Here is a 16,347-nt window from a genome sequence, read left to right as displayed (position 1 = left end):
ACCTGACCACAATAGCGGTGTTTTTAGGCGCATTCCTGCAAGCTCTCCAGATTTGCAACGGCTTCTTCAATAAACTTCCGTTCCTGATTCGTCAGATTCTTGATCGTACCGCCTAATTCCAACACTTCATCGCTGGATGGGCGCAGATGGTCAATGTTCGTTCCGCATTCAGCATTTTCCTAACTCCTTCCGCTATGTGCCGCTCCCGTATAGCTCCGCGTACAATTCCCGTGCATCCGCGCAATCCTGATCGCTAACGTTCAACCATCGCAAGCCTAAGTGCGGGTCCGGATTGCCCATGCCCAGGTAGCCGTCCAACTGCAGTTCCTCGCAATACTCGTAATACTGCACGATCGATTCACGATCCCCGCTGATTGCCCCGATGGTCACATCCCCGATATAGCACACCGGGTACCCGGCTTCTTTCCATTGCTTCAGCAACTGCAGGCCTGACCGCTTGCGCTCGGACATCGTGATTTCGTCGGCGGGCAGCATCGTCCAATAATGCCATGGCAGCAGCCACCAATGTTTGCGATTCGCCAGCAGGTCGGGATATATAAACGCTTCGTAGAGATACAAGTGATAGACGATGCCGACCTTCCCCTGGTAGTTCACCTCATTCAACAGGTCGTCGACGGCATCCAGGTTTCGTCCGTAATAGTGCCTGAACATCTCCCGGCCTTCGACAGACCAGGTGACGTCAAGCTTGATGCCCAACCTCCGGCAATAGTCAATCGTCTCATCCTCATAATGAACGTGTTCGATCGCAGGCTTCCCATGCTCTGCCGCCCACCGCTCATACAACGCATTAACGTCTCCGGCATTGACCCCCTCGAATTCCAGGAACAAATAATCAAGACCGGGGAACAGAGTCAATTGTTCCTTAAGAACGGACTTCATATGATCCAGATAACCGTCCTGAGTAAAATCCGCCAATTTGACGGGGAGCGCAGTCGGTGCAACGCCGACGTCCCATTCGCCTATGGACCAATCGTCTTCCCAATGGGGCTGTTCGTACGTCACCAACTGCAGCATCGCGCCGACCGAGATTCCTTGCCGGTGCAAATGTTCAATGATGGCATTCCCCCAGGCGTTATCCGTCTTGACATTCGATGCGTCCGGATGGTTATGCAAATAAGGCAGATTCGACTTGATGCCGTTTGTATACCATTTCGTATAAAAGGTGAAATGATTATAGTCGATGTCCCGTTTCAACCCGTCGAGCTGCTCGATCACGACAGGAAGCTCCTTCTTCCAAAACGTCGAAATCGAATCGTTAGTCGGGACCCAATGGTCCATGAATCCTTTCAGCAAAGCGTAACACCTCCACATATGACTTAAGATATAGATTTACTGCAAAGAACGCTTCCGTCTCTCCGTTTCCATTCGAATCCCTTCCTTGGGCCGCGGCGAGCACATCATTAACATACGGGACACGGACAACGGATAACGGATAACGGATGTCTATAGAATGAATCGTTCGGACCGACGTTTCAATATGTCAGGTTTGATGTGCAATATGCGGTTGATAAGATCATGCCATAAGGATAAACGTTGATCCGTCATTCGCCAAGTACGTCGGTTACCATAGAATCGCTTGAGGGACTTCATACATGTGGCGAGATCTGCAAGTCTCTGCGATTCAAAAAGAGGTGCCCCCCAAGCCGTAAATGACTTTCGGGACACCTCCCGCATCTGATCAGATTTAACGGCGACCGTTCATGGGGACTGCTCGGTCCATTGCAGGATCAGGCTGCGTGCCGTTTCATCCAATATCGATTTGGCTTCATCCGAAAGATGTCTCTGCATCGCTTTGTTGTGCAAGTGATTCAAAAATTGCCCTACAAAATGAACGGCTTGCTCCACAGCTCCTTGATCCATATGATGCTGCGCCTGCTTCACACTGTTTTGCAGTTGTTTGGAAAGCGGTCCGCCCACCTCGCCGGAATCCATCCGTTGCTGAAGCACTGCAGCAAGCAAATCGAGTGTCTGCAGTCCCCATACTTCGATTTCATCGATGAACGTCCACACCTTCGCTTGCCTGCCTTCCATCCTTATATACCTTGCTTTCTCGGGTGAGCGGAGAGACAGGATAAATTTGGCCGTTTGGCCGCCTTCCGAATACCGAGTCGCGCGACCTGATTCGGTAAAATTCGTGCCGTCGACGGAATACGAGAATTTGATCCAATCAGGGAAATGGATGGTAACCTCGTGCTGCTGCAAAAAATTGGCCGACAAATAACGGATCTCATATTCGGCACCCAGGTCGATGATGTAGTGAAAGTTGGGTTCAGCAAAGCCCTGCCATGCCGAATCGGTATACAGATCTTCTCCGAATTGGCCGTCGGTCAGTTCCTTACCGGAATCCGGATAGTAGACGATTCCATTCAATGCGCTTGCCGTATAAGATTTACCTGCTGCAGCGTTTACGGTACCGGAAGGCGGTGCCGGTTCGTAGGGCTGGATCGGCGGCAGCCCCGGGCCGTACACCAATATTTCATCTACAAATAACCAGTTGTCGCTGATCTTATCGAAATGCACCTTCACATATCGCGCATCCGTCGGTTCAAATCGAATGTCGTACCATTTGCCTGCCGGACCCGTCGGAACGAAGGCAGCGCCCTGACGGGTGAAATCTTCAAGATAAACGGCGGTGGATACGGTCACTTGATCCGGATAATAATTGTAATCGCCATCCCAACTATGCACCTTAACCTGATTAACCTGCTGCACAGTACCCAAATCGACTACGACATCCAGTCCCGACTGGTCCAGAATATAACCGTGATATTTGCCGTCATAGAAGGAATAGCCCAATAAGCCATCCGTCGATTCAGCATCTCTGGTATCCGGATAAAATGTACTTGGCACCACAGATTTCGTGTAACTTTTGCCTCTAGCCATGTTTCCCCCGAGTCTTAACGTGATCGATTCTATCTCGTCCTGCCGCTCGTTCTCCGGCATGGTTGCGGCCGATGGCGATTCATCTTCCCCGTAACCGGACTCCGTCTCAATAACGATCTGCCGATTGTCGGAAGGACCTTGTTCGGGAATCTGCATAGGCTCGGGTTCAGGCAGGTATACCGGTTGCGGCGCGGGACCGTCCTCATCGAAGAAGAAAAGCTCCCCTTGTCCTCCGCCAATCGTCAGAACAAGTTTATAAGCGGTGCCTTTAACCGGAGTCAGCGGCAAGTTTTCCACGTTCCCCGTTTCGCAATTGACCTTGTTGAGCTCTTTCGGTTCGGCTTTTCCGAAATCGAAGTAGAGTGTAATCTCCTGCTTCGTCTCTTCGCTCGAACCGTGTTGTTGTTCCAGGGGCAAACCGTTGCCTGTATTCAGTCCGTTGGCAACCATAAAGTACTTGGGGTTGCTGGATGTGAAGAATGACCTGTCGATCCCGGGCAATATATCGAAGTATCCGATGATCACATCACCAGGCAGTCCGTTATTTTGGGTACCGACGTTCTCTACCGTCATATCTGTCAAATAAAAGTCCGGCTTCGCCTCAAAACGGCTCATGTATTTGGGCAGTGCATTCAGAACCGGGGTTTCACCCTCCAGGTGTTTGCCCTGCAGAACGCGCGCGTCACTGCTGTAGAGCCGCGACAGATGAGGACTCAGGTTCTTGACCTGTTTTCCTAATTCCGCATACCAGTCATAATGTCTTGTCGGCTGCCTGTTCTCGTCGAACAGCAGGAATCCCTCGTGGTTGTATTCCCACCTGAACATACTCAGCCATTTGCCGCCCAGCGCCAAGGTGATATACGGAACGGCATAGATCTGCGACTCTGTCGCCTCATAATCCCCGGAATCCCAAGGACTGCTTTGGCCGGTCTTGTAGCCCACCACATACTGTCCGAAGGCGATGGGCTGCTTGCCCGTACCGTCCCAGCCCTCAAGCGCCAACTTCCGGTAAAAGGCCGTACTGCCGACGATATCTGCGGTGATCCCGATATCCGACCCGTTTTCGAAGAAATAGTAATCATCGAACGTGATCAGGTCCGGTTTGGCATTCCGGATATAACTTCTCATTTCATCTTCATTCCACTGTTCGTTTCCCATTTGGTTGTTGTGCAGCACCGCATTCGGATAAAGCTTGCGGGTCCATTCGTACACATCTCGAAGATGCTGCTCCAATTGGGGCGTATAAATATCCTCATCACCAATAGATATGGTCGTTAGATTGTCCAAATATTCCCTCTGTTGCGGAGTCAAATAGTGATCGCTTCTCGTTACGGCGGGTTCCGCCGTATCATACCCGTTTGAAACCATCGACCATTTCAAACCGGGCACGGAGGCCGCAAGTGTCGTATTATACAGCGACGGCTCATAGTAGGTTACCGATGTGAAGTTGGAGTTCAGCCACTCTTCCCTGGTTGGAAACTCCCGTCCGCTTAATTCGGTGGCTACCCATGTCTGATACATAATGCCGTGATCCAAAAATTTCTTGCTCGTACTCGACAGCAGGTTATCCGGAACGGGGGTAAGCGATTCGATCTCCACGATCCGGCTATAATTGCCCAGCGCATTGTTCACGACAACCCTGATTTTATTCGTCGTTACGGGAGCAAATTCGAATCTGCTCCATACGTTGCCATTGTCGTCAACCCTTCCGTCAGGCACCGTCATCCATGACGACCCATCCCAAACCTGCACCTCGAACGCCGTAATTCCGTAATGATGGAATTGCATATCCAGCGTTGGCTCCACGGAGGTGTTGTCCTGGGTCGTGTATACATGGATCGTATCGATTGTGTAGTGCGTATCGAACTCGATCTGCACCCAATCCGGATGAGAACCGAACGTGCCGTCCATCCACCCTCCGCCATAGCCCCAATAATACCCTCTGCGATCTCCGTCGATCACCGATTCGGCCGGATAATCTTCGCTGTATTGCGACGACGCTGTCGCCACCGATCTGTTGCTCAAATGCGCCACATTGGTTCCCGGCTCCGGTATTTGCGGCCCGCTCTCGGTCAGCGCTTCAATCTCGATAATCCGGGTGTGGTCTTGCAGGGAATCCTGAACAACTACCCTGATTTTATCGGTCGTTACGGGGGCAAACCTGAATTGTCTCCACACATTGACATTATCCGTGACCTTTCCGCCCGGGACATTAACCCAGGACAAACCGTCCCAATATTGAACATCGAATACCGTTATTCCGTACTTCGTGAAATTCATTTGCAAAGTGGGCACCGTCATGTCATGCAAATCGTCCTGCAGCGTAAATACATTGATGGTGTCAATCGTATAGCTTCCGTCAAAATCAATCTGCACCCAATCCGGATAATCACCGGGCGTAGCATCATTCCACCCTCCGCCATCCCCCCAGTCCATCCCGATTCGATCGCCATCGATGACGGACTCCACAGGATAGTTGTCGCTAAATTGCGATGAGGCTGTCGCGGTCCCTCCATGGCTAGCCAATGCAACGTTCGTTCCCGGATCCGCCGTTATCCTTGACGGATCGATTGTTTCCGCTACCTCCGCGGCCGCTGAAGGTATTGCAAGTGAGCTAATTGAGGTTGCAAAAAAAACAACAATCCATAACATGGATATGGTTTTGCACATCCTTGAGCATTTGATCATCATTCGCCCCCCAATCCTTATTAAAATATATAAAGTGAGCAGAATGGCTCGTTTTTCGTCTTCCCTTGTCCATCCTCCTTTCCCGGTCCACGATGTTCTGTTCACTTTATTGCCTGTAAGACAACCTTCACAGACCTTCGCAGCATGCACGTCGTTTGTACGATTTGAAAGCGCTTTAATATTAACATTATATAAGTGTTTTAACCGCATGTTCAATATGCCGTTTCTGATGTGCAATGTGCGTTGGATCGTCTGCCCACCGGATTACCTTCAGATTCGGCATGGGATTGACCGAACTCGTATCACCCGGTTCTTCTTCGTTGTTCGCTTCCTGCAATTGCGATACAGCTTTCCGGCACCCCGAATCTTCGAAACGGAAAAGGAAACAAAAAAAAGACACTATCATAGTGTCTTTTGGTTTTTTTGAGTGATTTTAAGCAGAGGGTACCTATCCCAGTTCCCTATAATAGTATTATACTTTCCGGATCATTATAAGTCTACACTTTTGGCAAAATATCCCGTATTCTTAATTGTGCCGGCCGGCAAATTTGATGTTGGGGGTGCCAAACTATGTTTCCTGATCTAACGCAGCATCCGGACTATTTACGAGGGCAGACCTTGGCCTGGTGCAATCAATTGGCCGCCAAGACGGGGAAGTATGAATTTACGTGGAGAAGCATTTGTGAAGGGACAGTGGCCGAGGACGTTCTATCGGATAAGCTATCTTCCGTGCCGCACGGTAAAGTTCTGGATGTCGGATGCGGTCACGGGGAGTATACGAATCGATGGGCGGAACTGGCCGAAGAAGTGGTCGGGTATGACATGACCGAGGGGTTTATCCGGACGGCTGATCAAACCCGCAAACCGAATGTCCGTTACGTAGTGGGAAGGACACATGACGGGCTTCCTTTTCCAGATGATTATTTTGACTGTGCATATACTAAGAAGGGCCCGACCAGTTGGTATAAAGAGGGAAACCGGGTAGTTCGGTCCGGGGGAACGTTTCTATTATTCCATCCCGGGGACGGCAACGGAGAAGGTGGAGAATTGGGGATATGCTTTCCCGGATTATTCTCTCCGCCTGCGTTAGGCACCCCGACTCTAGACAAAATCCAGGAGCGGCTGGAAACTAGCGGATTGATCGATATTCAACTAACGACTTTGAAGGAAACCTTATGGATTCCGACTCCTGAAGATATATTTGCCATGGTATGCTTCGGCCAGAGCGATTCATTTACCCGCTATGTCAGAGAAACCTGCTATGATCAAATCGTTACTCAATTTGAGAAGCAAGCCAGCGAACAAGGGATCCGGACGACGGGCTTTTACTATTTGATTCAAGCTAAAGCTGCATAATTAGTCAGTATGTCTAGGGCCATCTATTTGGATGGTCCTGTTTTGCCATATTAGAAAGTTTAAGTTCATTAAAGTAGCGGGATGGAATTATTTTCCAACTGGCATAAAAATCCACCTCTAATACCGGGTTATTCATTTTCGACATCGGGGCTCCGCAAAGTACTGTATAAACCTTTATCGAAACGAAGACATAGAGAGCGACCGCGTTTAGAGGAAGGTTTAGACGCATTTTTCCACTTAGTTTCCGTCTTTCGCTCCAGAGGAGCAAACTAGCTGTATGAAATCCATTAAAACGCGCCATCCTGCGAGTACGGCACCTGCAGAAAATGGAAATAGGCGGATTTTCAAGGTAGACTAAGTCGGAGAAGCGTCACCGGTACCGTCAAGCAGCACCATCAAGCAGAACCACCGGAAGGGTGAAAATGAAGGCATATTTTAAGGGTAGCTATGCCTTTGTCTAGACATGACCAGACAAACTGTTCTTTTGCTGCGTAGTAAATATAGTTGACCACCGTCATGGGACGCCAAACACCGCGCGCTGGGAGTCGCGAGCGGTGCGGAAGAATCGTTTAGGCGGCGAACGGTATTATCAAAAATATACTTACTAACTTGAAATAAGTATGGGAAAGCCTCAAAATAAAGATACTACTCTTGGACGGAGCTTTGCTTCCATAGACGTCGGAGAGAACTGAACATGAAACCGCAAGGAGGAAGAATAAATGGAGATAGGGATAAGCACATTTGTTGAAACGACACCGGACGTACAGACCGGCGAAGTGATAAGCCATGCGCAGCGTTTGCGCGAAGTAGTCGAGGAGATTGTATTGGCCGATCGGGTAGGGCTGGATGTCTTTGGGGTGGGTGAGCATCACCGCAAAGATTATGCGGCGTCTTCGCCCGCCGTCGTACTGGCCGCTGCCGCTCCGCAGACGCAGCGGATTCGGCTGACCAGCGCGGTTACCGTGCTTTCTTCCGATGATCCGGTGCGTGTATTTCAGGATTTTTCCACGCTTGACGGCATCTCGAACGGGCGGGCGGAGATCATGGCGGGCCGGGGATCATTTATTGAATCGTTTCCGTTGTTTGGTTATGATTTACAAGACTACGATGAACTGTACGACGAGAAGCTGGAGCTGCTGTTAAAAATCCGCGAATCTGAGAAAGTAACCTGGAGCGGCAAGCATCGTCCGGCCATCAACAACCTGGGAGTATATCCGCGACCGGTTCAAAATCCGCTGCCGGTGTGGATAGGCAGCGGGGGTACTCCGGAGTCGGTCGTGCGTGCGGGTATGCTCGGCCTGCCTCTGGTTCTGGCGATCATTGGAGGCCGCCCGGTGCAGTTTGCTCCTCTCGTACAGCTCTATAAGAGAGCGGCGGCCAAGGCCGGCCATGACCCGACCAAGCTGCCCGTAGCATCACATTCCCACGGCTTTATTGCGGAGGATAACGAAACGGCGGCCGATAAATTTTTCCCTTCGACCCAGCAGGTTATGAACGTGATCGGACGGGAGCGGGGATGGGGGCACTACGACCGGTCAAGCTACGATGCCGCGCGAAGCTTCGAAGGAGCACTTTATGTAGGAGATCCGGAGACGGTCGCTCAGAAAATCATTCACCTTCGCAAGAACGTAGGCATAACCCGCTTCATGCTGCACGTACCCCTCGGCACGATGCCGCATGAGGACGTCATGCGAGCGATCGAGTTATTGGGGACCGAGGTGGCTCCTCGGGTTCGGGAGGAAATCTCCAGATGGGAGGCGGCAGGCGAGGTTAAACCATAAATACTTAATCGAGCAGTAGACTTTATGGTACGATAAAAGAGCAGGCTGCTTCTGCCATTGTAACCATGCCAATATATTGGACTAGCCTAGGTGAAGCTGAATATTGAAGAAGCCTGTTCCAGATCTAAGATTTAATGTATTCCGATAGGGAGGTTATCATGGATTTCTCACAATATTATGATCAGGCCAACAAAGCCAATGCGATAAAAGGCGAGGTGCTTTTCAGACTATCCGATATCCTTCCATCTTTAACTAAAGAAAGGTTATCCGCTATTGCTTCTAATTGCCAGCTCTCCGGACGATCCAAAATGAATAAACAAGAACTGGCCTCGAAGCTTCAGGAATGTCTAGTCGACCCGGAATATGTTGAGGCAAGCCTTGTGCTAACTGATCACGAAGAATGGAAGTTATTCGAAAGGTTGCTTGGCAGGGCGTCCATGCAGCTTAATAGCAAGAAGCCTTCAGAGTATCTGTTTTTAATGAGCAATGGTCTTCTCTTTCCTTTTTATGATCAGGGGAAGATGTTCTATGTCGTACCGGAGGAGATCCAAGAGGCGTATAATAAAGTGCATCCCGAAGCTTTCCTTTATAAGAGAGAGCGTTATGAGGCCGTGCTTCAATATTGTTTGGCGGCGGTTAATCTCTATGGTTATGTGGAGATCAAGCGATTGTTCGAACTGTATATAGAACAAAACCAGGATCCGTTAAAAGAAGAGGAATTTAAGGGAATCATCTTCTTTCATTTGGCCAGACCTCAAACCTTTTGGATGGAACAAGGTTACTTGATCAGTGATTATTTTGGGCATTTCGATGATCTGAAAGAGTTTATGAACAGAGCTCGTCACAAGACTTTTTATACTCCGGACCGAAAAACCTTTTTGAAATATGCCGACTCAGATTATTATGAAATGACACCTCAATTAAATAAATTGAAGGATTTTATAATGAAGAATCTCTCCAGGGATAGAGAACTCGTGGAATATCTGGTCGATGATATTCAGCTGGCCTGCTCTATGGAAGAACCGCTGCAATCGATCATCTATGAATTCGAGAGAAGAAACATCATCTTCGACGATGTTGAGCAAGTAAAGAGGCTGATCCCGCTGATTACGGATGTCTACAATCATACGAGACTCTGGTCCAATCGCGGACATACCCCAGCCGAATTAGGCCTGTCCAAGCAGCTAGCGACTCAGGGCTTGGGGATAACGCATTCGCAAGCAAAATCCGTCAAAATCGGCAGAAACGAACCTTGTCCATGCGGCAGCGGAAAAAAATACAAGAAATGCTGTATGAATTAACGCCGTTGTATATAAAACCCACTCGTCATGGAGTGGGTTTAGCTGCATATTTAAGTTAGAGGGTTTGGATTGTTTTGGAGAGCTTCTTTGAAATTGAGCAATAAATGCACATCGGGTCATGTCTATTGGAATCCCAAGTGGAAAACCGAATCGAAGGGAGTGTGGTCCGGTATGAATAGCAAAGAGCGTTTTTCGAATCGGGTTGATTCGTATGTGAAATATCGCCCGAGCTACCCGCAAGAAGCCATTCAATATTTGTACGACACCGCCGGATTGCCTGCGAATGGCGAAGTGGCGGATATCGGCGCGGGAACGGGAATTTTCTCCGAGTTGCTTCTGGAGCGGGGGTGCAAGGTGACAGCTGTTGAACCGAATAAGGAGATGCGGGAAGCTGCAGAGGAGAGGCTTGTGGGAGAACCCTATTTTCGCATAATGCCGGGGTCTGCAGAGGAGACAGGACTGCCGGACCGGTCCGTTGATTTTATCGTTTGTGCCCAATCGTTTCACTGGTTTGATCGCACCGCCGCACGTGTTGAATTCAGACGGATTCTGAGACCGGGAGGGAAAGCAGCTTTAATTTGGAATTCCCGGCTTACTCACGGGACCCCATTCAGGGAAGAGTATGAACGGCTGCTTCAAACGTTCGGTACCGATTACAAATCCGATAAGGATAGGGACATTTCGCCAGAGAGCCTGGCCTCCTTTTTCAAGCCGGGGGCCATGCAGGAAGCCCGGTTCACCAATCAACAAGTGTTTGATTTTGAAGGATTGCGCGGCCGGCTGCACTCATCTTCCTCCAGTCTTGTACCCGGAGATCCGAACTACGAAAACATGGTGAACGAACTGCAAAGTCTATTTGACAGGAATAATGAGAATGGTCAAGTGGTAATTGACTATGAGACCCGGGTGATCTGGGGCGAGGTTTAGAAAGCGACAGAGAAATCAGTTTGCATACGAAACTTGGAAACGTCATTCGAACAAAATGGAGCTTCTCCATTTTGTAACGAAACTCAAAATCGCAATTCACCAGAATAGAAGATCATAGGGCAGTATTTTGCGCTGATAACGCCTCCGGGTTTCGTTATATTTTAAAAGACACCGGTTTTACGGCAATAGCGGTTCTCAAGTTCTTTAACAGGACTGAATATTCAATAAAGTATCTTGAGAATCGACTATTCGGGAGATATAATTGGAATAATCTTTTAATTGAGGTGAAGTGGATGGCTTTCCGCATTGTTCGAAGTAACTAGTGATCGGGCTGGGTAAAAACGCGTGCCAGCTATCAAGGGGGCAGTCTGTCCTTTTGATCGTTAACAAACTAGAGCTTCGAATGGTGTCGGGCAGCTCCAGCGGGCCAGGGCACTAGGCTGTTTTATTGTTAAAGCCATGCGTTGATTGAAGCGTGGTTCTTTGCAGTTAAATGGCGAGGGAATCCCTGGCTTTTTTGCATTCAATTAAAAGATAGGGGATCAGCGTAAATGTTAAAAAAGTGTCTTTTGCACCTGAAGTGGTGGGTAGTTCTATATATTATCATGGGTTTCGCCATTCAATTTTTAAGCAGTTCAGGAATTGTGATCTTCCAACAAATATTAGACACGGCTGTGGCAGCAAACCGTATAGGGGAGATGTCAAGCTTAATCGCTGGCTATGGGATATTGCTGGGAGGGACAGTTATCCTCAATTATTTGGACGAATATCCTAGTACACATATATCGAATAGCTTAACGGAAAGATTAAAAATAATGGCATTATCCAAAATATCCAGGATGGATTATCAAGCGTATCAAGATCTGGGTACCGGACAAATGATTAAGGTTATTGAGAATGGCGCATCCGCAGGAAGCAGTATAATCTTTTCCTTTCTTCTCAGAACGATGCATGAGTTATTGCCAACCATTTTATTCAGCTTATTATTCATTAGCTTCTATGACCCAAGGATTATGTTGGTTATCGCAGGCGGATATGTCATCATCTTTCTCATTACAAATTTGCTCCTCAAATATTTATACAAAATTAAATCAACCATACTGAAAGAACAAGAAAACATGTCCAGATACTCTATACGGGGATTTATGGAATTGGTCGTTTTTAGAACGAACAAGAGATATGAGAAAGAGATCGACAAATTAAGCCAAACGGCACGTAAAATCATTACTACAAGCTCCCGGCTAAAAATGATCCATGAAGCTTTTTTTGCAATTTTTGAATGGTTTATCACGGTGATTAAAATCATCGTAATCTTTTACGGGATACAAGGCATTTTAGCAGGGGATACATCGCTGGGAATTGTAGTCGCATTATTGCTGTTTATTGATAAAATCTATACCCCCATTGCCATTTTCAATGTTTTATTTGTTGATTACAGGCTTAATAGGGTCGCTTATCAAAGGTTGGAGGATTTTATTAACGCCCCGGAAGATAAAAATTTGGAAACTGGAAAAGAAGTGGCCGATATTCAAGGCAAAATTGAATTTAGAAATGTATCCTTTGATTATGGAAAAGTAAAGGCGTTGGCTAATGTGTCCTTCTCCATTGAACCAGGTATGTCTGTTGCTTTGGTAGGATTGAGCGGGAGCGGGAAATCGACGATCATTAAACTAATTGCGGGGTTATTGAAAAAGAACGAAGGTCAAATCTTAGTGGACGGAACGGATATTGATGATCTCAGCCTGAACAGCTATTACGATCATATCTCTTATTTGTCGCAGGAGACTCCGATTTTTGATACTTCCATCAGGGGCAATATTGTATTTGATCATACCATTTCGGACGAAGAGGTATATGCTGTGCTGGAAAAAGTTCATTTAAAGGAAACGGTATTGAAATTACCCGATCAATTAGACACTTTGGTAGGCGAGAGAGGCGTCAAATTATCCGGAGGAGAAAGACAGCGATTGGCTTTTGCCCGAATTCTTATCCAGAGAAGAAATGTTTTAATACTGGATGAGCCCGTGTCCGCACTGGATAATCTCACGGAGAAAAGCCTGATGGAAACGATTTTGAATGAATTCAGGAACAAAACCATCATCATTATTGCGCACAGATTGGATTCCATAAAAGAGGTGGACAAAATCATTGTAGTGGAAAAGGGTTCTGTGATTGGTGAAGGTAAATTTGATAATTTAATGGAACATTGTGAATCTTTTAAAGAGCTGTGGCATAGAAAAAGCTATGGGGAAGCAGCTTCATAACATCTTTTGCAACGCGCGCCTCTCCCGGCGCGCGTTGCGGCTTTCCAGCGCTGGAACGATAGGCTATTTGGCCCTGATTCCGGGGTTAGCGGACAGGATAGCCTCGGTGGTCTCCCACAAATTGGGGAGAAACCGGATGACCTCTTTGGCACGGCGGAGCAGATCGTCTGTAGAGGTGATGCCGAGATCCGCAAGGATGGCGTTGAAGGCGGAAGCATGAGTACGCTGCAGGTCCGGGGCATCTGCGGCTAGAATCTTGTGGCAGCGTGCAAAGGTTGCGACCATCCAGAAGACGGCTTCGTGATGATAGCCCGCCTCAATCAGTTCGCGGCTTCCGTCGATGGCAATCGGCCGCGAGGCGGCGGTAATGTCGGTGCTGAAGAAAAACGGCGTCTTGGCCACGGCCGCTGCGGCGTCGAAAGTATGGGCAAGCTCGTCCAGATGATGTTCGACACGCTGAGGAGTCAGATGAGCGCAGCCGAGCAGTTTCACAAGGTCCGCATAGAAGGGGTCATAGCCGTACTCCATAAGCACTTCCCGTGCCGCGAGGTAACGGAGCCGTACCGTGGGGTTGCGGAGCGCAGCCACGAGCAGGACATGTGTGGTCACGCCGGTCGGGAATAGCCACGCGGTTACCCGGTCATGCAGCGTTGCGGAAGGATCGATCGCCCGCAGTCCATTCTCAATTTTCTGCAGAGCGTTCTCGCACCGGCGGCGTACCCACCCCCGCTCGGCAAAGCGGCGAGACACTTCGGCTTGCAGTCTGCGCAGATGTCCGGTCGGGTCGGCCATAATCGTGTCCACGCGGAAGCTGCCTGCCAGATGATAGGACGTCAGAACGTCCTCGACGGAGGCGAGCTGGCTCCAGGACAGATACGTGGCCTCTATCAGCGTGTCGCGGTAGACGAACTTCCCCAGCTTGAGCGGAAGTTCGTCCTGCGCGAAGACGATGACGACGTCAATATCGGAAGCGGCAGACAACTCTGCGTCATCCGGCAGCCCTACCGTTGAACCGCTGAAATAGGCCCCCCGGAATCCCGCCTCTCGGCTGGCATGCTCTTTGACCCACTCCGCTGCGGCATTACGCGCCGAACCTACTTTCATAGACACCCTCCTCCATTTTTCCGTAATGGATTGTTCATCGGGCCATTCTCTATTAAAAATAACTAGCCGCTGTTAACACGTCAGTTTCTTTCACTCGGTGAACAACTATTTTTACCAGTCTATCATGGGGAATAACAATAAAAAAGATGGAGTATCCGATATTTCAACTTCCGCAGCACCGAAATGAGCTAAACGCCAGGGTGCGATTGAATCGACGGGTATGGAATTAAGGTAGCTGCAGAAATCCCCCAATGCCGCTCCTTGGAAAGCGCCGGGTCAAGCAGTTTTGAGAAAGCCTGCAATTCTGCATCTTTTCAGGCTGCTTGCTCCTTCTTCGCAGCAATTGCTGCAAAAGTACATCTTTTGTCTCGCTCAAGCGGAGAACAGGTGGTTTTATACCGAAATTGCTGTATAATCGCAGGCTTTTTTCTCGAGGGTTCGAAATTGGTTCAGAATAACTGTATATTCGCAGGAATTTGTATTCGCTTAAGGAAGTATAATCAGGTGAGCGTTAGCCAGCCCTCAAGTGAAAGTGATAGATAGGGGATGACGCGGTTTCCTCCCCCATAGCTTATGGTTCCCGAGCATTAATATGGAGCGATCTGCGTATACACTTAATAATACAAATCAGGTATAATACATATACGGGTTGGGGTAATTGATGTATGGATAATATTTGAGGGGGAGAAGGTCCATTGAAGCAGCAATCTTATGAGCATCACAAGCGTTTTCATCCATTGCAGCATTTTGTATTGCTTCCGATTAGTGTAGTTACGCTTGTCGCGTCGATTGTGTATGCGGTTAAGGCGATTACGGCCGGCGAGTTTTCCCTTGAAGTCTTTCTGATCCTGGCGCTTGTCGTGATGAGCCTTATTACCGGCTTACTGGCACGAATCAATGCACTAACCGTGCAGGATCGGGTTATTCGCGCCGAGGAGCAGTTTCGCTATTTTGTCTTGACGGGCAAGTGGATCGATTCACGGTTAACGATACCGCAATGGATTGCTCTTCGTTTTGCCTCGGATCGGGAATTTCCCGCATTGGCCGATAAAGCGGCTCAAGAAGGAATGAGTCCGAAGGAGATCAAGAGAGCCATTAAACATTGGCGTGCTGACGAACATCGCGTCTAATGCCATTACTCCCGCATGGTTTGGCGGGGGTCTTTTTACCATATAGGAATCTTTACAGTTGTGGGGTATTTACAGGGCTTCGTTAGGAGCTTTTTTATTGATTTGCGGGGCTGCAATCTGCTTATACCCAATAAGCCATACAGGTGAAGATTTGTCTTTATGTGAAGACTATGCCAGTATAGAGGCATACGAAGCAGGACTCCTATGTGTTGTAAGAATAAGAAATCAGGAATTATGCGTATCTAAATCCTATCAATCATAATGAATGGAGGAAATCAAAGGATGTCTGATTTGCCAAATTGCCCAAAATGTAATTCGCCATACACGTACGAGGACGGAAGTCTTTTGGTTTGCCCGGAATGTGCTCATGAGTGGACCTTAGGGGGAGCAGCCGATGAAGAAGAGGAAAGAATCATTAAAGACGCCAATGGAAATGTATTGAACGATGGGGATACCGTAACCGTTATTAAAGACTTGAAAGTAAAAGGAAGCTCTTCCGTCTTAAAAATGGGAACGAAAGTTAAAAATATTCGTTTGATAGAAGGAGATCATGATATTGATTGCAAGATCGATGGCTTTGGCGCTATGAAATTAAAATCCGAATTTGTTAAAAAGCTGTAAGCAAGACAAGAAGCCACCGTATGAATTCAGTGTAAAAAGCCCTTTGATCAGGGCTTTTCGTGATTAATTGGAGTTTGAGAATTACTAGCGGATTGTTATAATGATGAAAAGATATAGTCATAATGCAGAATAAGCTATTAAAAGCGGCTAGGCCCCCTAATTCCGGAGTCCGTACCACAAAAGAACTAACTTGTATACAATTCCTCTCTTTTTAGAGGTTTTTCATAAGTTTTCGTGATTCTATCGCCGTAAGGGGCCGACTTGACACGGA

Annotated in this window: 10 protein-coding genes; 7 read left to right on the top strand and 3 right to left on the bottom strand. The window is 48.1% G+C overall.

The features are described from left to right. Window positions 1–192: 192 nt before the first annotated feature. Both KJS69_RS25950 and KJS69_RS25945 read right to left on the bottom strand, forming a co-directional pair. Window positions 193–1,314, bottom strand: a complete 1,122-nt coding sequence (locus KJS69_RS25950) for a hypothetical protein (protein WP_213586720.1) — start codon at window positions 1,312–1,314, stop codon at window positions 193–195. A 405-nt stretch (window positions 1,315–1,719) separates the two neighbouring features. Next, window positions 1,720–5,595 (bottom strand): discoidin domain-containing protein, encoded by a 3,876-nt coding sequence (locus tag KJS69_RS25945; protein WP_213586719.1) that lies wholly within the window; start codon window positions 5,593–5,595, stop codon window positions 1,720–1,722. Window positions 5,596–6,162: 567 nt separating this feature from the next. On the opposite strand from KJS69_RS25945, the gene KJS69_RS25940 reads away from it, so the two are divergent. The 5 genes from KJS69_RS25940 (at window position 6,163) to KJS69_RS25920 (ending at window position 13,221) form a co-directional block, all read left to right on the top strand. Further along, window positions 6,163–6,948 carry a class I SAM-dependent methyltransferase gene (locus tag KJS69_RS25940; RefSeq protein ID WP_213586718.1) on the top strand — a complete coding sequence of 262 codons (786 nt, stop codon included), beginning with the start codon at window positions 6,163–6,165 and terminating at the stop codon, window positions 6,946–6,948. Between the two features lie 719 nt (window positions 6,949–7,667). Further along, window positions 7,668–8,729 (top strand): LLM class flavin-dependent oxidoreductase, encoded by a 1,062-nt coding sequence (locus KJS69_RS25935; protein WP_213586717.1) that lies wholly within the window; start codon window positions 7,668–7,670, stop codon window positions 8,727–8,729. Window positions 8,730–8,887: 158 nt separating this feature from the next. Further along, window positions 8,888–10,030: a YecA family protein gene (locus tag KJS69_RS25930; protein WP_213586716.1), complete on the top strand. Its 1,143-nt coding sequence runs from the start codon at window positions 8,888–8,890 to the stop codon at window positions 10,028–10,030. Window positions 10,031–10,201: 171 nt separating this feature from the next. Then, entirely contained in the window at window positions 10,202–10,957 is a 756-nt protein-coding gene (locus KJS69_RS25925) for a class I SAM-dependent methyltransferase (RefSeq protein WP_213586715.1), read from the top strand. Between the two features lie 551 nt (window positions 10,958–11,508). Next, window positions 11,509–13,221 carry an ABC transporter ATP-binding protein gene (locus KJS69_RS25920; protein ID WP_213586714.1) on the top strand — a complete coding sequence of 571 codons (1,713 nt, stop codon included), beginning with the start codon at window positions 11,509–11,511 and terminating at the stop codon, window positions 13,219–13,221. A gap of 63 nt (window positions 13,222–13,284) precedes the next feature. Here the strand turns inward: KJS69_RS25920 and KJS69_RS25915 are convergent, their stop codons facing one another. Then, window positions 13,285–14,325, bottom strand: coding sequence for a hypothetical protein (locus KJS69_RS25915; protein ID WP_213586713.1), 1,041 nt, complete (start codon window positions 14,323–14,325; stop codon window positions 13,285–13,287). 695 nt (window positions 14,326–15,020) lie between these two features. On the opposite strand from KJS69_RS25915, the gene KJS69_RS25910 reads away from it, so the two are divergent. Both KJS69_RS25910 and KJS69_RS25905 read left to right on the top strand, forming a co-directional pair. Next, the gene (locus tag KJS69_RS25910; RefSeq protein ID WP_213586712.1) at window positions 15,021–15,455 is read left to right on the top strand and encodes a DUF6526 family protein; all 435 of its coding nucleotides are present in this window, start codon (window positions 15,021–15,023) and stop codon (window positions 15,453–15,455) included. Between the two features lie 282 nt (window positions 15,456–15,737). Beyond that, on the top strand, window positions 15,738–16,076 hold the full coding sequence (locus KJS69_RS25905; protein ID WP_213586711.1) for a zinc ribbon domain-containing protein YjdM: 339 nt from the start codon (window positions 15,738–15,740) through the stop codon (window positions 16,074–16,076). Window positions 16,077–16,347: the final 271 nt, after the last annotated feature.

The sequence above is a fragment of the Paenibacillus sp. J2TS4 genome (genome assembly GCF_018403245.1).
Classification (GTDB): domain Bacteria; phylum Bacillota; class Bacilli; order Paenibacillales; family NBRC-103111; genus Paenibacillus_L.
This window is presented reverse-complemented; position numbering and strand designations above follow the sequence as displayed.